This window comes from Streptomyces dysideae (genome assembly GCF_001514305.1).
GTDB classification, from domain to species: domain Bacteria; phylum Actinomycetota; class Actinomycetes; order Streptomycetales; family Streptomycetaceae; genus Streptomyces; species Streptomyces dysideae.
The window spans coordinates 38,608-56,656 of the sequence record NZ_KQ949120.1 but is presented as its reverse complement, the minus strand read 5'-3'; the positions used below and the strand labels follow the sequence as shown (position 1 = coordinate 56,656).

18 protein-coding genes are annotated in these 18,049 nt (G+C 70.3%); all 18 read right to left on the bottom strand.

The window, feature by feature from the left end; translation table 11 throughout:
• Positions 1 to 9: 9 nt before the first annotated feature.
• The 18 genes from AQJ91_RS42660 to AQJ91_RS42570 all read right to left on the bottom strand — a co-directional run bounded on the left by AQJ91_RS42660 (position 10) and on the right by AQJ91_RS42570 (position 18,015).
• Complete coding sequence (locus tag AQJ91_RS42660) at positions 10 to 1,314, bottom strand: helix-turn-helix domain-containing protein (protein WP_079085627.1); 1,305 nt, start codon at positions 1,312 to 1,314, stop codon at positions 10 to 12.
• A 169-nt stretch (positions 1,315 to 1,483) separates the two neighbouring features.
• A complete protein-coding gene (locus AQJ91_RS42655) occupies positions 1,484 to 2,854 on the bottom strand; it encodes an SPDY domain-containing protein (RefSeq protein WP_079085626.1) in 1,371 nt (456 codons plus the stop codon).
• Positions 2,855 to 2,918: 64 nt separating this feature from the next.
• Entirely contained in the window at positions 2,919 to 4,046 is a 1,128-nt protein-coding gene (locus tag AQJ91_RS42650; protein ID WP_067033686.1) for a DnaB-like helicase N-terminal domain-containing protein, read from the bottom strand.
• A complete protein-coding gene (locus AQJ91_RS42645; protein WP_107122691.1) occupies positions 4,046 to 5,314 on the bottom strand; it encodes a DNA cytosine methyltransferase in 1,269 nt (422 codons plus the stop codon). Before AQJ91_RS42645 ends, AQJ91_RS42650 begins: the two co-directional genes overlap by 1 nt.
• Positions 5,314 to 6,186: an adenine nucleotide alpha hydrolase family protein gene (locus AQJ91_RS42640; protein WP_079085625.1), complete on the bottom strand. Its 873-nt coding sequence runs from the start codon at positions 6,184 to 6,186 to the stop codon at positions 5,314 to 5,316. Before AQJ91_RS42640 ends, AQJ91_RS42645 begins: the two co-directional genes overlap by 1 nt.
• A gap of 23 nt (positions 6,187 to 6,209) precedes the next feature.
• The gene (locus AQJ91_RS56835; RefSeq protein ID WP_234383378.1) at positions 6,210 to 7,799 is read right to left on the bottom strand and encodes an alpha/beta fold hydrolase; all 1,590 of its coding nucleotides are present in this window, start codon (positions 7,797 to 7,799) and stop codon (positions 6,210 to 6,212) included.
• A 201-nt stretch (positions 7,800 to 8,000) separates the two neighbouring features.
• Complete coding sequence (locus AQJ91_RS42630) at positions 8,001 to 9,458, bottom strand: type IV secretory system conjugative DNA transfer family protein (RefSeq protein ID WP_407697040.1); 1,458 nt, start codon at positions 9,456 to 9,458, stop codon at positions 8,001 to 8,003.
• A 453-nt stretch (positions 9,459 to 9,911) separates the two neighbouring features.
• Positions 9,912 to 10,508: a hypothetical protein gene (locus tag AQJ91_RS42625; RefSeq protein WP_067033675.1), complete on the bottom strand. Its 597-nt coding sequence runs from the start codon at positions 10,506 to 10,508 to the stop codon at positions 9,912 to 9,914.
• Positions 10,509 to 10,576: 68 nt separating this feature from the next.
• A complete protein-coding gene (locus tag AQJ91_RS42620; RefSeq protein WP_234383377.1) occupies positions 10,577 to 11,404 on the bottom strand; it encodes an SPDY domain-containing protein in 828 nt (275 codons plus the stop codon).
• A 196-nt stretch (positions 11,405 to 11,600) separates the two neighbouring features.
• Positions 11,601 to 11,966, bottom strand: a complete 366-nt coding sequence (locus tag AQJ91_RS42615) for a hypothetical protein (protein WP_067033673.1) — start codon at positions 11,964 to 11,966, stop codon at positions 11,601 to 11,603.
• Between the two features lie 111 nt (positions 11,967 to 12,077).
• On the bottom strand, positions 12,078 to 12,878 hold the full coding sequence (locus AQJ91_RS42610) for an SPDY domain-containing protein (RefSeq protein WP_067033669.1): 801 nt from the start codon (positions 12,876 to 12,878) through the stop codon (positions 12,078 to 12,080).
• On the bottom strand, positions 12,875 to 13,240 hold the full coding sequence (locus tag AQJ91_RS42605; RefSeq protein WP_234383376.1) for a hypothetical protein: 366 nt from the start codon (positions 13,238 to 13,240) through the stop codon (positions 12,875 to 12,877). Before AQJ91_RS42605 ends, AQJ91_RS42610 begins: the two co-directional genes overlap by 4 nt.
• Before the next feature lie 288 nt (positions 13,241 to 13,528).
• Positions 13,529 to 14,275 carry an SPDY domain-containing protein gene (locus AQJ91_RS42600; RefSeq protein ID WP_067033663.1) on the bottom strand — a complete coding sequence of 249 codons (747 nt, stop codon included), beginning with the start codon at positions 14,273 to 14,275 and terminating at the stop codon, positions 13,529 to 13,531.
• 37 nt (positions 14,276 to 14,312) lie between these two features.
• Entirely contained in the window at positions 14,313 to 15,071 is a 759-nt protein-coding gene (locus tag AQJ91_RS56830; RefSeq protein WP_234383375.1) for a hypothetical protein, read from the bottom strand.
• Entirely contained in the window at positions 15,068 to 15,817 is a 750-nt protein-coding gene (locus AQJ91_RS42590) for a hypothetical protein (RefSeq protein ID WP_107122687.1), read from the bottom strand. The genes AQJ91_RS56830 and AQJ91_RS42590 overlap by 4 nt, the downstream gene beginning before the upstream one ends.
• Positions 15,818 to 16,278: 461 nt before the next feature.
• Complete coding sequence (locus tag AQJ91_RS42580) at positions 16,279 to 17,025, bottom strand: hypothetical protein (protein WP_067033657.1); 747 nt, start codon at positions 17,023 to 17,025, stop codon at positions 16,279 to 16,281.
• Positions 17,022 to 17,459, bottom strand: a complete 438-nt coding sequence (locus AQJ91_RS42575) for a hypothetical protein (RefSeq protein WP_234383374.1) — start codon at positions 17,457 to 17,459, stop codon at positions 17,022 to 17,024. Before AQJ91_RS42575 ends, AQJ91_RS42580 begins: the two co-directional genes overlap by 4 nt.
• Positions 17,460 to 17,565: 106 nt before the next feature.
• Positions 17,566 to 18,015 (bottom strand): hypothetical protein, encoded by a 450-nt coding sequence (locus AQJ91_RS42570; RefSeq protein ID WP_067033737.1) that lies wholly within the window; start codon positions 18,013 to 18,015, stop codon positions 17,566 to 17,568.
• Between the last annotated feature and the right edge of the window lie 34 nt (positions 18,016 to 18,049).

Here is an 18,049-nt window from a genome sequence, read left to right as displayed (position 1 = left end):
CCGGGCAGCCTACGGGCCACCACTGACAGTCGGGGTCCGGTACGGCGGCGGGATGAGGTCTTCGAGGCCGTCGGTGGGAACCGTCGGATACAACTCCCGGTACTGGGAGAGGTAGTCGGCGATGTGTCTCCAGCCGGAGGCTGAGGGATACCAGGCATGCCGCCCCCAGGTAGCGCCGTCGGGGAGCCTATGCTCGAGATAGCCCCGAGAGGGCGCCTCCTGGCCAGGTCCGGTCTTTACCGTCAGGTGGAGACGTGCCCGGCCGACCAGGTCGTAATCGCCGCCGTGCTGACTGGCAAAGGCAACACGCACCAGTGTCCGCCACAACCACACCGACATCATCGGGGCGGGAGCACTCTGGCTACGTGAGACGCCGAGGCCGGCGCGGGCAACCGCCCTGCCCCGCTTGGTCATCTCGACCTGGGTCCGTTTGATCAGCCCGGCTCCGGCAATCGTGACGGTGTCGTGGTGAACAGCGATCAGGCCGCGCCGGTTCAGTGCGGCGATGGAGGGGCCAGTACCGGGGTCATGGACGCCCTGGTCGCGGAGGCGTTCCTGAAGACGGCTGTAGCCCGTGATCTCCGGCGGGGCGTAGAGGGCGAGCGTCATCTTCCGCCACTCGACGGCGGGGCGACGCTGGCCGGTGTGCGCGTAGCGCTCACGCTCTACCCGCTCTTCTTCCATGTCCTGGAGGAAGCAGGCTTCCAGGTAGATCCGCTGGCGGTCATTGAGGCTGTTCCACGTTTCCATGAGAGCGGAGCGTTCCTGGCGGGGGCCCGGCCTCGGCAGCACCGGGGCGGGCTCGTCAGGTCGGGTTCTGCGCCAGGCATCAACGACCACGTGCTCGGGGAGTTTGTAAACCAAGGCGAGGGCCTTGGCCAGGCGTCCGGCGTGCTCGGGGGTGGAGCAGACTACGCCGCGTACGGGCAGGCCACGTTCAAGGCGAAGCAGCTTCGTGCCGTCAAAGCTGACACCGCGCATGACTTTCTTGCCGGACACGGCCTGCGCCGCGTGGTCAGCACTGCTGAACCCGCCTTCCCGCCGAAGATCGCGGAGAGTCGCACTCCCCCTGGGCCGGTTCGTGAGGTAGTGAACATCGACCTTGAAGAAGCTCATCAGAGCGTGTAGTTGGCGGGCTTCCGGTTTGCGCTGACCGCTCTCCCAGTACGCGACCGTCCGCTGAGTGACGCCTACCGCGTCAGCGAGCGCATGACGGCTCACTCCCCCTAGTTCCCGCAACTGCCGAAGAACTTCAGGTTTGAACGACTCTTCTCGTCCCATACCGCTCCAGAGAACAGCATGGAACAGTTCCATGCAACCGGCCCGCAACAGATAGAGTCCAAAAGATCCAAGAAAGATATGTATTCGGCTTCCACGGTGCGCAAGTCAGTTCTCGGCGAACCAGGGTTCCGTCCGTGCCGCGAGATAACCAGCCACCTGGCCGTGATACGCGCAGTGATGGGCACCCCGAGCACAAACTCTGTCAGCGGGATCGGCTGGCCTGTGCCGTGGCTGCACTCGGGGGCGGTGCTGTGGGAGTGGTGATGAGGTGCGTGGTGTGCCTCACCTTCACGGCGGTGTGCGTCCGGGGTCCGGTGCCGTGGACGAGGGTCTCGGCGAGATCGGCCAGCAGCGAGCTGGGGGTATAGGGGGAAGCCGTGACGGTCCAGGTTGGGCGGTCGATGCTGGGGCCAGCCCAGATGGTCCAGGTGACGAGCGTGCTGTTCGGCTGCTGGGCCGCGAAGGCGTCGAACTGGATGCCAACGTCCCCGGACGGAGTTGTCCAGCCGATCCAGCGTCCGTCGACGGTGTGCTTCCATCCGGCGTCAGAGAGGGGCTTCGTGGCGGCGGTGACGGTCTTCTGGTTGACGGGGCTACCCATGGCGGTGTCCCACCCGTCGCCTTCAGCGAGGTGGTGCAGCAGGGTCTGGAGCACGGGGGCAGGGGTGGTGCCGGTCGCGGTGAGGTGCCACATCCGGTCGGAGACGGGGGTTTCGTAGGCGGCGACGGTCCAGGCAGTCTCGCGGGGATCGGCCTCGTGGACGCGTTCGACCCGCAGGGTTTGTGATTCGTGGATGGCGTGGGTGGTGTCGTCGGTCCAGGTGCGCCATTTCTCCCAGTCGCTGTGTGCCGCGAGGAACTGGTCGAGGAGCGCGTCGTGGTCGCCGGCATCGGCGGTGTAAGCGGGCACGATCTCTGGTTCCGGGGCGGCTGGTTCGGCTTCTGTGGCGGGTATGTCGAGCGAGATGCGGGCTTCGGCGACGGCGCGCTCGGTGTCGGTCACGGGCGCAGGGCCGGGGCACATGGTGTCGCCATGGAGGCGTTCGAAGGCGGTGAGAGCCTGGGCAGGTGAATCAAAGGTGTCGGTGATCTGCCGCAGGTGGTTCTCGCCGTGGAGGTAGACGCTCTTGCCGGTCTCGCGGTAAGTGCCGACGGCGACGGTGGTGCCGCTGTCGTCGGCGTGGGCGTGGATGATGAGCCGGCCGTGACGGATGTCGTCGTAGATCTTCTGCGCTTCGTTGGAGACCTCCCGGATCTCCGCCCGGGTACACCAGGGCATCGGGTAGTTGGCCCAGGTCCACTCCTCCTCCATGGCTTCGCGGAGCCGGGGGGTGATCTCGGTGATGAAGCCGTCTACGGTCAGGGCCTGTGCGGCCTTCTCGGCCCAGTAGGGCTCTTCGTGGTCGATGCGGGCCATGACCAGGGTGTCTTCGCCGAGGATTTCGAAGCCATGGACGGTCAGCGCAGCACGGGCGTGCCCTCGTCGGGGGCCGGTGATCGTGGCGGTAACGGCGCTGGTGTGCCTGGGGTGGGCGTCGAGGCGGACATACGCGTCGGCGGAGGGGGACGTCACGAAGGGGTGCTCGCTTCTGCCGGTGGCCGGACCGTTGGAGGCCAGGCCACCGGCGGGTTCGGGGTCAGCGGGAGATACGGGCGGGGGATGCCGTGGTCCGTGGCGGGCCGGCCCGGGGCGGTGCCGTGGTCTTGGTGCGCGTGGTCGTTGGTGTGGGTGAGGTGGCGTGGTGCCAGCGGGCGCGTACGGCGGACAGATCGGCGAGCGCGCGGCGGCTGCCGAGGATGAGCTGGTACGGCGTGGTCGCCGGGTCATCGGTGAGCGCCTCGATACGCAGGCCCACGTGACGCGCGGTCGCGAGGACGGAGCGCTGGAGGATCCGCTCGCCCCAGTACTCAGCGGAACCGGCCGGTGCTCCGAGGAGGTCGAGCAGTTCGGCCGGTTCGGCCCCGGATGCGAGGAGGCCGCGCTGCTGGGCCTCCCACAGGACGGTGACCGGGTCAACGGGAGCACGGCGCCGGGCCAGAGCTGTCAGGCACTGCCACAGCCCGGCGTGCAGAGGGTGGGTGAAGTCGTCGGCGGTCAGCCACCGCATCTGCTCGACGTCAGCAGGGTACGCCGTCGCGGTCGCGAGCAGCAGCCGCTCCTCCTCGACCGCTTCCTCATCGTGGTCGGAGTTGGTTGCCGACGGGGGTGCGGGGGTGCGGGGCAGGGAGCCGGCGTGTGCCGGGAACCTGGCGGCGATGTCGTCCACGGCGCGGGCGAGGGCGTCGGCTTCGGCGAGGGTGGTGGGCACCGGGTGCGGGAGCGTGACGTCCGTCGCGGTCAGCGCGAGGCGCTCGGCGCGGGCGCGCAGGGTACGGCGGGCATGCTCGGTCTCGATCATCCGGGCGTACGCGGACGCATGCCGGGGCCACGGGCAGACCTGGATGAGCGTGTGCAGGTAGGAGGCGGTCAGCCCGCGGGCGTGCTCGCGTGCGGCGGTGAGTACCGCGTTCAGCCAACTGGTGTCCTGTGCGTGCTGGTGCGGGTCGGGGGCCGGCAGGGAACGGATTGCGGCGAACAGCGCGCAGTGCGCGTAGTTGGAGAACGAGTCGGGCCCGATCCCAGCGATGTCGGTGAGGCGGCGCGGTTCGAGGAGGAGGGCGCCGAGGAGGGCCTGTTCGGCGTAGTACACGGGCTGCGGCGGATGCGTGTCGGGCAGGTCGGCGAGGTCGTCCTCGGGTTCGTCGAGGGCGGGGGTGCGGGGCATCAGGCGGCCAGGGTGAAGTCGTCGGGGTTGAGCGGAACGCGCAGGTGCGGAGCGAGGAGGTGGCCGGCGAGCAGCGGGGGCACGGCGTTGCCGATCTGGGAGAACTGCTGGCCCTTGTTGCCCTGCCACGGGTAGTCGGCGGGGAAGGTCTGGAGGATGCCGGCCTCGCGTGCGGTGATCCGGATCGGCTCCGGCGCGGCTTCCGTCTCATTCTCCGGCGGGGTGCCGACGGGCTCGGCGATCCAGGTGCACTCGTTCGCGCGGTGCCCGAAGAACAGCGTCCCGGCCGGCTCCTCGATCGACCTGACCGTGGCGTTGGCCTGGTTGTTGCTGCGCAGGGACCAGGACCAGCGGTGCGCTTCCGCCGTGAAGGTCGGAGCGGGTGTGTCAGCGGGCCGGCTGTCTCGGACTCCGTGCCGGACGGCCCAGCCTGCTCCTTCCCGGCGGGGCTGCAGGACGATCCCGTCGGCACGGGGTGCCCAGGTTCCCCGGTCACGGGCGTCGGAGAGGGTCTTTCGTGAGCCGGAAGGGAAGGGCTCGGGGCCGCCTCCTGGTCCGCCGCCGGCGCACACGGTGGGGACGGGCCGGTCGGTGGCGCCCCAGCCGAGGGCCTCGGCCATGGACACCCAGCGGGCGCGGCCCGGCCCGAACAGCGAATCAGGCTCGGCGAGCTGGGCGTGGGTGGGCGCGGGCGGTTCGGCCGTACGGACGCGGGAGGCGAGCAGGATCGCGCGCTTTCGTGTCTGGGGTACGCCGTAGTCGGCGGCGTTGAGGATGCCGGTCCATACGGAGAATCCCCAGCGGCGGAGGATGACCCCGTACTGGCGCCAGAGCGGCAGGACGTCGGGGACCTCCTCCATAGCGACCCACTCCGGTTGGCCCACCGTGTTCAGGGCGTGGAGGTAGCGCATGGGCTCGGCGGCCAGGAGGCTGCGCTCGTCCTGGCAGGAGGCGAGCAGCTTGGCGCGGGTGTCGCGGCCGGCGGCAAGATCCGCGACAGCCTGGTGCACCAGCGGCTGGTCCACCAGGCCGAGGCGTTTGCCGGCCATGGACCATGCCTGGCAGGGCGGGCTCGCGATGAGCCCGGTGGTCCGTTCGAGGAAAGGCCAGACGGGATACATGGCCACGTCCGTGCGAATCGTCAACTGCCCTGCTGCCGCACGAGTCTTGCAGGCCCACTCGTCCCATTCCAGGCCCACGTCCCGTACGCCGAGGACGTTCAGTGCGTGGCTCCATCCACCCGGTCCCGCGAACAGGTCCAGGGTGATCAAGAGGCCAGTCCGAAGTCGTCCTGCACCGGTTCGACTTCACCGCGGCAGGCCCACGGGGAACAGCCGTCGATGACGCCCTGCTCCAGTTCCTCAAGGTCCGGTCCGGTGTCGGTGAGTTCCTGCTGCATCGCCGCCCACTCGGCGGCGGTGACGTGGTCGATCGGGGCTTCGCTGAGAGGGACGCGGGAGCGGTGGAGAAACGCCTCACCGAGCAGCCTGTTGCCGGTGGCGTTGGCGCGGGCGTTCCCCATTCGGATGGCCGCATCGAACTCCACCACGTCCTGCCATTCCTCAGGAGAGTTGTCGCGGATATGCCGCCATTGGGCGTTTCCGTGGAATGGGCAACCGAGGCAGCTCGACTTCGGCGTGTCGGCCAGTCCGAGCGAGGTCAGGTAGCGCACGCAGTCGGATCGCGACCAGCCCATGTCGATGAGCGGATGCCGGTTGCGCATGTACTTCACATCGGCGTCCTTGGCCCGATGGAATTCATCGGTGGAAATACCCACCCACTGCTCGACGAATACGCCCTTGGGAATGCGTGCCGGATAGGGGTAGCCGAGGAGTTCCCGCACCTTCTTCTTGATCGGCTTTATTTTGTATTCCCCTGTACATTGGCGCCTGGTCATACCGGGTCTGCCATCCTTGTTGAGGACGTAGAGCGGCATGGACGCAAAGCGGTGTTCTGGGTCCAGGGCGTCCTTGCGAATGTTTCCCGAGGAGACACGCAGAACGGGTATGCCTGCGGGTTCGGCTATCTCGCGTTCCAGGCGGTCCAGGTGGGCATAGACGGCCTTGGGTTCCCATCCTGTGTCGGCGAAAATCGCGTAGTCGACCTTCGGGAGAATGCCTTCGGCTGACAGGGCGAGCATAGCGCTGGACTGAATCCCGGCGCCTAGTGAAATTGCTCGAAAAGCTGAGAGTTCGGAAATGGCGGGTCCTTCGGGAAGTGAGACTCAGAGTGCGGCCCGGTGGCAAGGTGTGCGATGCGGGCGCTGATGAGTGCTGGGTGGCGGATGGGCAGGGCGTGCGAGGTGCGCGGAAGGATCTCCAGGCGGGCGCCGCACAGTCGGTCGGCCAGCTGCGCGGTGTGGGCGGCGGGGATGTGCCGGTCCTCCGCGCCGGCCATCAGCAGCAGACGCCCGCCGAGCTGCTCCAGCACGGGCAAGTGCCGTGCCCGGTAGCGGCGCAGGGACTGCCAGAGCGCGGCGAGATCCGCGGTGGTGGTGTGACGTACGCCGTGGCGGCACGGCAGCGGTCTGTCGTCCGGTCCGGTGCCGGGGCGGGGTGTGAGGGTGTAGGGGTGAGTGTCGGGCAGCAGGCGTCGCACCCGGTCCACCGCCTGGGGCGCGTGGGTGCAGGTCAGAGCGAACAGGCTGCGTCCAGTGGCCAGAAGGAGGGCGCGCGGGCTGTGGCCGGGCATAACGCTCGCGCCGTGGGCGGTGGCCGACAGCAGTACCATGCCCCGGATCCGTGGCAGGAGCTGGGGGTGCAGGGCGGCAAGTTCCTGGAGAACGAGCGCGCCCAGGGAGTGGCCGGCGAGCACCAGCGGCCCGGTGGGGGTGAGGGCGCGCAGGATGTGGTGCAGGTCGTCGGCGAGCTGCTCGATGGTCAGCGGTGCTTGACCGCGCGGGGTGCGGCCGTGCGCGCGCTGGTCGTAGCGCAGCACGTTGAAGCCCAGGCTGGTCAGGTGCCGGGTGTGGAGGCGCCACAGGTCGGCGGTGACCGACGCGCCGTGCACCAGCACGATCGTCGCGCCGTCGGGCTGCGGGCGGGCTGGGGTGTCGCGGTAGACGGACAGTGCAGTGCCGTCAGCGGTGGGGACCGACAACACCTCGGTGGCATAGGGCAGATTGAGCACAGAGGAACTCCGGAGGGGGATCAGTTGAGGGCCGCCGCCGTGCCCCGCCCACTCGGCGCTGGTGGAAGCTGTTCGGCCTGGATGTCGGCTGGCCGCGTGAGCGGGCGGGCGGATGGCGAGGAGCGGGCCTCGTGGGGCGCGGGTGGTCAGCCGCTGCGCCGGGCGTGGGGTGCGCGGGCGTTGTGGGCGCTGGGGTGTGCGGAAATGACGCGGCGGAGTGGGTGGCCAGAGTTGGGTCGCCGAGGGAGGGAAGGTGGCCTGGGCGAGGTGGTTGAGGACGGCCAGTCCCTTGGGAGTCAGTGCCAGGCGTTGACCGATGAGGGATGCGGGGTGGGCGGTTGCGTCGCGGTAGGCCAGGCCCTTGCGTTCCAGGGCGTGCCACGTGGTGATCGCGATGTGTGATGAGGTCTGGGTGTCCACGTACGGCGAGCCGTTGTTCCGCTGCCGGACTCGACTGGGTGTCCGGGCGAGGACCCGTAGGGCGGCGCGCTGCTGCCACGTCATACGGCGTGCGATGGCGGACAGCTCGGCGGCGGAGAAGGGCGGTTCGGCAGGACCGCAGGGTTGGGTGTCGCTGTGCCCGGTGGAAGGAGATGGCGGGCCAGGTGGGTCGGTGCTGGTCATCGCGTACGTCCCGCGGCCTGCTGCGCTGCTGGTGGCGTCACCGCCGCTGTTCGGGTGGGGGCCGTGGTGGGCTTGTGATGGGCGAGGGCGCGATGGCCTTCGGCGGTGACGCGGAGGCGCTGGCCCGGGTGCAAAAGTGTCGTGGTGTCCACCGCGACGAGTCCTCGCTTGATCAGGGCGCTCAGGACCGGGTCGCCGTTCCTAGGCCGCGGGCCGGTAGTCGCTCTGATTCGGCGCTGCCTTGGCTACGGCGCGGGCGGTGATGGCCTTTGAGGCGCGGGCGGAGGCGGCTGATAGCTCGTCGGCGCCGGGCTCGAGGTACCAGGGGCGCAGGTCGAGCATCGCGGCGCGCATGCCGGTGGCGAAGCACAGCGCGGTGCCCTTGGGCAGGGCGCGGATCGCGTCGGCGGGCAGGATCCGCTCCTGTCGCATCGATACGGAGGTGGACTTGCCGGACTCGGAGTGGGAGGTGGAGGTGGTCTCGACGTCGTGGTCGCCGATCAGCCGACTCAGCTTGTCGGCGAAGTCAGGGTCGTCGATGCCGGAGCCGATGACCTTGACGGTGGAGGCGGACCACATGGCGTCCATGCCCGCGTCGCCCCAGACTTTCTGGCCCTGGCGGTAAGACTGGAGGATGGTGATCGGGATGATGCCTCGGCTGCCGAGGTGGGAGTACAGGTCGGGCAGGTCGCTGATCTTGCAGACGTTGGCGGCCTCGTCGAGGATCGCGAGCATCGGCGGGTCGAGCCGTCCGCCGGCGCGTTCGGCCTGAGCAGTCGCGGCCCGCATCACGGAGTCCGCACATGCGGCGATCAACGCTGAGGCTCCTCCTCCGCCGTCCTTCGAGAGCAGGTAGAGCGTGTCGGTGGAGGTGACGAACTCCGTCGGCCGGAACTCGGGGACATCCTTCTGTGGTGTGACCCATGCGGCGATCTCGCTGTTGAGCAGCGCGGCGGCGTACTGGCGGGCGGTTTCGTAGATGCCGTCGCGAGTCTCGGGCGGGCCTTCCACGGTGCCTTTGAGCTGCGCGGCGACGGCAGTGAAACCGTGGTCCCGGAGGATGTCCAGCGGTGTGCGGTCAGCGGGGAAGGCCAGCCACTGCATGACGTCCGTGATCGCGCGGTCGTCGAGCGCTGCGGCGAGGAACAGCTGCGACAGGATGTTGCTGCCAGCCTTGGACCAGAAGTCGCCCTGTTGGGAGGCGTCCACCGAGGCGGCGAGGAAGTGGCCGGCCAGTCTGCCCGCTCCGTCGAGGGTCTTGGCGTCGGCAAGGGGGTTCCACCACATCTCGCGGGCAGTGTGCGCGATCTGCTGTGGGTCCATGGCCCACACCTGCCCTACGCTCGCGCGGGCGTCGTATGTGGCGGTGAAGGCGTCGCCTGCGGCCTTGTTCGAGGTCAGGAGCACCGGGCCGGGGGCGTTGAGGATGGAGGGGATGGCGAGGCTGGTGGTCTTGCCGGAGCGCGGCGCCATGATGGCGACGGCGACGTCCTCGTACCCCATGCGCACCTCATGACGGGTCCCCTGAAGGTTGCCGAGGAGGATGCCCGTGTCCCGGGCTTCAACGTGTTTGGCGTTCTTGAGACTTGGGCGCAGGGAGCGGGCCTTGGCGGTGATCGCTTTGGCCATGAGCGGCTCGATGTCCCGCGGTTTGGCCATTCCGTTGATCTTCTTCCGGCCGCCGCTGCGGTTCTTGTGGCGGGCCCACAGGGCTCCGGCCGTGGCACCGAGCGCGAGGAGGACGACAGTCGGGACGATGCGGGCCCCGATGAGCAGGGACGTTTCTCCGGCCTTGGGCCAGAGCTGGTCGGGGTGGAGCAGGGCAGCGGTCGGCTGGTAGGGAGCCCAGGCACCCTCAGTGAGGTAGGCGGTGACGTTGCCGGACAGCCAGGCGAGGTGGGAGAGGGGAACGAAGACGGCGAGGACTGCCAGGAGGAGCCGGAGGACGATGTCGTAGCCGTCGGTGCTGTTGGCGGAGTTATCGGACAGGGTGCGGTTCCTGTGATGGGGAGTCGAGGGGGCTCGCGCGGTGAGCGAGGACGCGGCCGCTGTCGCCCCGCGTCGGCGAGGTGGCGCGGGGCGACGTACGTGACGGGGCGATGCCGGACACCGTCACCTCCGCGCCGGGCTGTGCCGGCCGGGAACGGAGGCCGCGGTCGTGGTCGGCGCCGGGGCCAGGGCCGAGGGCGCGTGGCGGGCGGCGGCGTGAATGTCACGGATGACGTGTCCGTGGGTGGCCCAGTCGTCGAGCGAGCTCCATGCCTCGGCATGGTGGATGGCGAGCGCGTCGTCGAAGAACTCGGTCCCGGGACGGGCGTCGGCAGGCAAGCCGTCGAGGGCCTGGTGCCCCTCGTCATGCAGGGCGTCGAGCCTGTCGAGCGCGTCGCGCAGGGTGCCCAGTTGCCATACCCAGCGGTTCTGCACCGCGCGGGCGGGCAGGGAGGCGAGCTGGATCTCGGCCGTGGCGAGCAGCTGGTGAACTTGCTCGCGGACTGCCTCGAACGCGTTGGCTGTGTCGGCGTCGCGCTGGGCGGCTCGCCGACCGTAGGCGTCATCGTCGTGTGGCCAGCCGTCGAGGTCGGTGTGTTCGTCGGAGTAGATGTTCCAGGCTTCGAGGATGAGTTCGCTCTCGCGCAGGAAGGCGTCCAACTGGTCCAGTTGCAACTGGTGGATCTCGTTCGGGGTGGGCGTGGTGGGGATCAAAGGCATTCCGGGTGCAGGGTCTGGTGTGAGGGCAGGGTGGGTGGTGAGCCGGGCGGCCGGGCCGCCTGGCCGGGTCAGCGACCCCGCACGGTGGCCGGGGAGGCGGTGGCGGGAGCTGGTCCGCTGTGCGTCGGCAGGGCGGTGCTGCGTCGGATTTTGCGGGCAGCGGTGCGGGCGGCCTTCAGACGTGCCTCGTGGGCGGCGGCGAGTTGTTCGCCCTGTGGTCCACGCTGGTGCTGGGTGACCAGATGGGAGTGGGGCACGTCGTAACGGCCGCGCTGCACGGGCTCGTCGCTGGCCAGGGCGGCGGCGAACGCGGCGATCAGATGCTGCGGCATGTTGTCGTCGAGGGAGGCGCGCCACAGCCGGTTAAGGCCGCCGAGCCCGGTGGAGAGGGTGGCTTCCGCGGTCCAGAAGAAGCGCTCAGCAGGGGAGACGGTCCAGCGGCGCAGGCTCAGGATGCCGTCCGGATGCGCGGCGCTCTCGTTGCCGTTCTCGTCGCGCTCGTAGGTCCAGCCCGCCGAGGTGAGGGTCGGCCAGATGTCTGGGGTGGTCTCGGGTGCGGGCTGAAGCAGGGCGTCGGTGAGTGAGGCGAGGATCTCGACAGGGGTGTTGCCGCCGAACTCGGTGTACCAGCGCCGCTCTTGGGATCCGCTGCGGATGCGCCACCATGCTGCGTACGGCTCTGGTCCGGGTTCCAGGACCAGGGTGTGCTGGTAGTCGGGGCTGGCCAGGAGGACGTGGGGATAGTCCGGGTCGGAATCGTTCTTCCACCCGGCGGCGCGCAGCGTCTGCGTGATGCGTCGGGGATCGCCGCGTCCGGCCAGGTGCCGAGGCCGGGTCTCGAACCAGATGGTGTTGTGCGGCTCGTTGGCGCGGGTGGGGAAGTAGGGGTGGGTCACTGGGCTGTGGATGGGAGAGGGATGGAGAGGGCCAGACCGTTGCCAGTCCGCTCGGATTGATCGGCGTTGGCCGGTGTGCCGGTGGGCGTGCGACGGCGGGCGTCACCGGTTCCAGCCAGGTGACGGGGATTGGTGTCGTGCCGGATGCTCCAGGAGATCTGGACGGAGTGCTCGGTCAGCTGCCGCTCCGCGTGCGTCACGAACGGCCCTGTGCAGTGCCGAGTTCGGAGCGCAGGATGGCCCGCAGTTCGTCGAGCGTGTAGTGCAGGCTGTGGTGGCCAGTCTGCTCCCACGCTGCGCTGCGCAGGTCGGCGACGAGGGTGGGGGCAGCGCCGTGCGGGATGGTGGGGTTGTCGGTGAGGGCCCGGGCGAAGGCCCGCAGCGTGTCGCCGAGTTGGATGGGAAGGCCGGCGTATTCGTCGAGCAGCGGCTCCATGAGGGCGAGTGCCGTGCGCAGGTCGGGGTTGGTGCGCAGATACTCCGTGAGCTGCGACAGGGTCTCGGCGGCGTCGCGGATGTCGTCGGGGGTGGGGGTGACGTCGTCCGGGAAGTGGTCGGGCATGAAGGGTCCTCGGGTTGAGTGGGAGCGGGCCCGGCGGAAGACCGCGGGTGGGAGTGCGTCGCCCGTCGGGCTGGCATCGGGTCCGGCTGTGCGAATGGCGACGGTGTGTAATCAGCGGCGGCGTGCGCTGCCCGCTGCGGAGTAGGGGCCCGGGGCGGGGGTACGCCGGGGCCGGGCGGTAGTCCAGGAGTTGCGCGCCCAGGTCGCGGCGCGGGCGGCGGTGATCCGGGCCTGCTGCCAGGCTCCGAGCTCGGAGGGCAGCACGGAGACGGAGGTGGTGCGGATCCGGGTAGACGGCGGGACGTGCCCGCGCGGACGCATCACCGGCCGTGGGTCGGCCAGAGCGGTAGCGAACGCCTGGATGAGATGCATCGGGGTGGTCGGCGTGAACGTCGCGTCCCAGCTCCGGCCGTGCTCGGTACCGGCTCCGGCGAACCAGTGGGCCTGACCGGCCCCGTCGGAGTAGAACTGCACGAACGCGTCGCCGTCCGGGCTCGTCGCGGTGAACTGCCCGTCGCGTTCGGTCCTCCAGCCCTGCTGCTGAAGCGGTGCCCAGACGTTGGGCGCGTGCGCGGAGCGGGGCTGGGTGAGCGCGTCGGTGAACCCGGCGACGATCTCCACAGGTACCTGTCGTCCGAAGGTCGCATGCCACGCGTGCTGCTGCGCGGTCGGCTTGCCGGAGACCGTCCAGCCGCCGGGCTGGGTGAACGGGTCGTAGCCGACACGGACCGTACGGTCAGGGCTGTCGAAGACGAGACGGCCCCCGGTGGTGGACTTGTCCTTCCAGCCTGAGGCGCGCAGGAACTCCGTGACGTGCCGCAGGTCGCCGCCACCGGCGAGATGGCGGGGCTGGATGAGGTAGTGCTGCTCTGGCTGCTGCCCCGGCCCCCAGCCGGTCCACTGCTTCTTCATCGGCGCCGTCTGACGACGAGCGCTGAAGCGGCCGGTGGCGGTGTTGCCGGCCGGGGCGGGGCGGCGGGGTTGGCGAGGGCGTCGAGTTGTTCGACGTGCTCGTCGAGGTCTTGGCCGATGCTGTGGAGTTCGTTGGCGGCGCGGCCCACCGCGAGCCAGACCTCGGGCGGGAGAATGCCGCGCTCGGAGTGGTGCTTGGCGAATTGCGAGCCGGTGGCCATCAAAGCGGTGAACCGGCCCAGTACACCGACGTCCTGGTCGAGGACGGTGGCGAGGATGTGGGCGGCCTCGCGCGGCGGCGCGAGCGCGAGATGTTCGGTCAGCCAGCCGATCTGGTCGGCTATCTCCTGGGCGAATCTCACGGGGTGAACAGAGTGGTCGGTCACGGGCCTCCTGGTCGGGATGCGGGGCGTGGGAGTCAGATGTGGTGGCCGAGGCGGCGGGATTCGTCCAGGGCGGCTTCGGGTCGGCCGGCGGCCAGCGGAGTGGCCCCCTCACGAGGACTCAGGACGAGGGCACGCAGGTATCGGCGGAAGAGGAAGACAGCCAGGCGGGGCGGACGTTCAGCTGTGATCGGCGGCGGGGTTCGATGCGGTACGAGAGGTACGGAAAGCTCCTGAGACGAGGTGATGAGCGGAAGGGAGGGGCAGTCAGCGGGTGCGGGGCGTGCGACGGGAGGAGGGCGGCGGTGCGACGGCGAGGCGGTGGCCGCGGGCTTCGGTGATCCGCGCTTCGAGCTGTGCCTGCTCGTCGTTGTATCCGTAGAGGGTCTGGGTGAGGCGGGTGTAGGGCCCGCATCCGTACAGCGGTGTTCCGATGGCCATGCGCGGCAGCGGGTCGTCGGAGGCGAGGCTGCGGGTGAACGCGGCGACGACGCCGGGCGGGGTGTGGGTGCTGAAGACGGCTGTCCACCAGGTATGTCCGTCGACCGTGCAGGCGGCGCGCCACGGCCCGCGCGTGGGGCTTAGTGCGCTCTCCTCGGTGAAGCGGACCAGGCCGTCCGGCGAGACGACCGTAGGCGTGGGGGCCGCGGCGTCCGCGGTCCAGCCTGCCGCGTGCAACGAGCCGAGGACATCAGGGCGGTGGTGGGGGTCAGGCCGCAGCATGGTGTCCACGAGCGCGGTGATGTACTCGACGGGAAGGTGCGCGCCGAGGATCGCTGCCCATTCGCGGCCAGCGGGGGCGGTGGCGCGCAGGGTCCAGGTCCAGGCTCCCCGGCGGTTGAGGGCGACGTGCAGGCGGCCGTCGGGGCTGGCCAGGGCGGTGTGCTGGTCGATCGTGGACACGTCCCGCCAGCCGTGGCCGCGCAGCAGCCATTCGGTCAGATGCTCCCAGTCGCTGCCGCCGGCGAGGTAGCCGGGCGCCGCCAGGACATAGGGGACGGTGGGGTGGTGCATGGGGCTCCTGCGGAACGAACAGAGGGCTTGGGCGACGTCAGCCGGCGCGGCGCGCGCTGCGGGCCCGGGAGGACGCCCCGGCTGAGGGCGCGGGTGTGGTGGGTGCGGCGCGCTGGGCCCGGATCTGGGCGGCGGCGCTGCGGTAGGCGGCTTCGTCGAAGAGGTAGTCGGGGATGTGGACGACGTATCCGGCCATCAACAGCGTGGGAACGGCGCGGGAGGCGAGCTGCTTCTTCTCGTCCTCGCCGAGGTGGGCGGGGGCTTCGTGCCAGAGGTAGGCCGGGCCCGAAGGGCCCGCGGGCTGGACGGTGTTGCGATCGAAGCCGAGCCGGTCGAGCAGCGCGAGGAGCTGCTCGGGTGCGCCGGTGGGGGTGTCGGCGTGGACGGTGTCGGTCAGGGGTTTGCGGTAACCGGCCACGTCGCGATCGCTGTCGGCTTCGCGGGCGCGCTCGGCGAGCCGGTGAAGGTAACGGTGGGCGGCCTTGCGGTCCCCGTCCGAGGTGTTCAGCGTGTTGAGGTCGGGGTCGATGTGGACGCTGTATCCGGCCTGCAACAGCGCGAGGGCTGCGGCCGTGGCGCCGGTTCGCTGCTGGTCGACGGCCATGGTGTGGGGCTGGCGGTGGTACGGGCCGCGAGGGCCGGGGGCGTCGATGAACCCCCCGGCCGCCTGCAGAATGCCGGCCGCGCGGTCGTCGCCGCCGATGGCGACGACCAGCTGCGTGCGCGGATCGCGGGTGATGGTGATGTAGTCGAGGACGAAGAAGTCCGGCTCGCCCCCCTGTGCGCGGCCGTTCACCGCGTGCGGTGAGAGGCCGGAACTGGCCTGGCGGGAGGCTGGGCGTGGGTGATGTCCGGCGCGGGCCGGCCTGTCGGGCGGGAGAGCAGGACGCCGAGGCCCAGCGCGGACAGCCGGTGGCCGACGGCGCGGACGGATGCCGCCACCTGGGCTGAATCGCCGTCGGACAGCACGAACAGGTTGCGTGCCTCGTCGGACACGAAGCCGTGCTCGGTAAGGGCCTTGGCGATGTCTGCGCGGTCGGGCCGGGCGGTCACGATGTCCTCGCCGGACCAGGTCAGCACCACACGCTCCTGCTGGTCGGTCGCCTGGGCGGAGAGGCGGGCGGCGTTGTCCCGCACCTGGGCGAGGGCTTGCTCGTAGCGGGGCAGCAGGCGCAGCGAGACGTGCTTGGCGGCGCGGAAGGGGTTCGCGACGACGGCGATGCCGTCGGGCTCGCGGACCCCGCGGTACGCCTCGGTGGGCAGGTCGTTGGGGGCCATGGCGGAGATGAGGAAGCCGTCGTCGTTGCGGTCCATGACGAACAGCCGGGTGCCGTCCGCGCGCCGGGTCAGAACCGCGCAGTGGTCGAGGGAGTGCTCGGCGAGAGCGGCGGCGACCTGGTCCAGGTCCCAGACCTCGGCGGTCAGTTCGCCGTGGTCGGTGGAGCCGCCGCGGTCGGGGTGGTACTCGCTGCTCCATTGGCCGGGCAGTTCGCCGGCGAGGACGGCAGCGAAGGAGGCGAGAGAGTCATCGGTGGCGGGCAAGAGTTTCCTCAAGGGATGGGGCATCTTCGGCGGCCGGTGGGAGTCGGCACGGCGGGGAGGGGATGCAGTGTGGTGGGGATGTGGGGCGGCGGGCAGGAGCAGACGGCGGAGGCTTCCCTCTCGCCCGGCCCGGTCTCGACGGTGCAACGGCCGCCGCCCGGGGTGTTGATGCCGGTCGGCGAGGTCGGCGCGCCTGTGGGCCAGGTCGGTTCAGACGATCTGCAGCCGCTGGTGGTGTGCCAGTCGGCGGGGTGGCCGAGGTGTTCGTAGAAGTCGGCAGTAGTGGCGAGTACGTCGCCCAGGGCGGTCAGGATGCCGTCGTGGGTGGCGGTAACTCGATGAGGACATCAGTGGCTTCGTCCGTGGTGATGGCCTGGCGTAGGCGCTCGGCGAGATGTGCGACCTGGACGCCGAGCGGAAGCTCGTACGCTTCGCGGCGGTCGGTAAAGAGCGGCAACTTTCTAAGGAGTTGATCGAGTACGAGCGGACGCGGACGTGGAACGGGGGACAGACGCCCCGGGGGCGGGGACGGGCGGGCGGAATGGGGCGGCCAGGTCCGCGGCAACGCTGTCCAGGTCCTGCTGGATGCCGTACAGGCGGCGAGCGATCCACTCCAACTGGTGTTCTGTGACCAGGCCATCGGGGTGGGGAAGGGCGCCGAGGCGGTGCGCCGCGTGCTCGACGAGCCCGCGCGCGGTGGCCAGCGGCCCGGTGGTCTCGTCGGCGAGCTGGTGCAACAGCTCGCCGAGCTGCCCCGTCGTCCCGACAGCCGCGCGCACGGCGGCCGGGGGAGCGGCGGTGCGCCGCGACGACCGGGCGGGCAGGGGCGCAAGGAGGCTGAGGGCGGTCTCCAGGAGTCGGCATTCCGCCGCCATCCGGAGGAGCAAGCTGGCCTGGACGGTCCAGGTGCCGTCGGGGCGAATGAGGTTGGCGATCAGGTCGAGCCGCCGGGGCTGAGCCTGGAGGGCGATCCAGCGGCAGCCCTTGGTGTCGCCGGGGGCGGCGGTACCCGCGGCGCGGGCCAGGCGGTGCGCGATCTCGGACCATTCCGGGCCGGTGAACTGGCGGTCGCGGGGGGCCAGACGCACGTCGGCGTGCCAGATGGCGAAGCGTTCCTTCTGCGGGCCCTTGGCGCGGGGATGCTCCCACGACGGCGCGTCCGGGTGGTCCGCCCAGTCCTTGGACGTCCGGATCCGCTGGAGGGTCACCGGCCACCTCGGGCGTCGGCGCGGTGGACGAGCTGGTTGAGGTGGGTGAGCGAGTACCAGCCGCAGTCGAAGGACCCACTGGCCGAGGGCACCTTGGGCAGGACGTAGTCCTCCAGGGCCCGGCGGTAGATCAGGCAGTCGGGGCAGTGACGGGAGAGGTGGATCATGTAGCGGGGGTGGGCGGTGATGAAGGTGCGCTCGCCGCCCTTGGGATTGCGCAGCCGCCAGCCGTCCTCGTCCGTCGGTGTGTGCCAGGAGGGGGCGACGATGGTCATGACGTCGCCCGACAGATGGCCGTCGGCGACGCCGGTGGGGATCACGACGGTGTCGCCCGGGACGAAATGGGCGTGGGTGATGTCCCGCCTGGCGGTGAGCGTCTCCAGGGACGGCGTCCAGGCGGCGGGTATGTGCGAGGGGCCGGGAGCGTCGGGCACAGCATGGGTCCTTCCACGAGCGGCACGGATGGCGGTGGGAGGCTCAATGCTCCGGCGGATCCCCGGTTTCGGTAACCGGGGATCGTCGGGTATAACCGCTGGTCGGCTACCGGAAGGGGTTCTCGGTGCTCCGGTCGTGTTCGGTGGCGGCGTCGAGGAGTTCGGGCAGATCGGTGCCCTCGGCATCGCGCTGGTCGATCCACCATCCGGCCCGGGTGACGGTGCGGATCTTTTCCTCCAGCACCGTCCAGTCGGTCTCGTCCCAGGTGCCCTCGGTGACCAGGGCGGCATACGCGCGGGTGGCCAGCTGATGGCGGCAGCGCTCGCCCCAGCCTTGGGCGCGTTCGGTGCCCTCCAGCGGCGGCATGTCGAACTGCTCGGCCCACTGAGCGGCGGCCTGCTGCTCTTCGGTGCGCCGGGCGGCGAGCCACTCCTCCTTGCTGGCACTGTCGCCGTCACGGGCGGCCTTCCAGCAGTCGGTGCAGTCGCGTTCGGTGAGCCAGCGGGCGAATCCGGCACGCTGGTCGGCGGGACGGTCGGACAGGTCGTGCGTGATCTCGTGTCCACAGGCGTGGACGACGGTCCAGGTC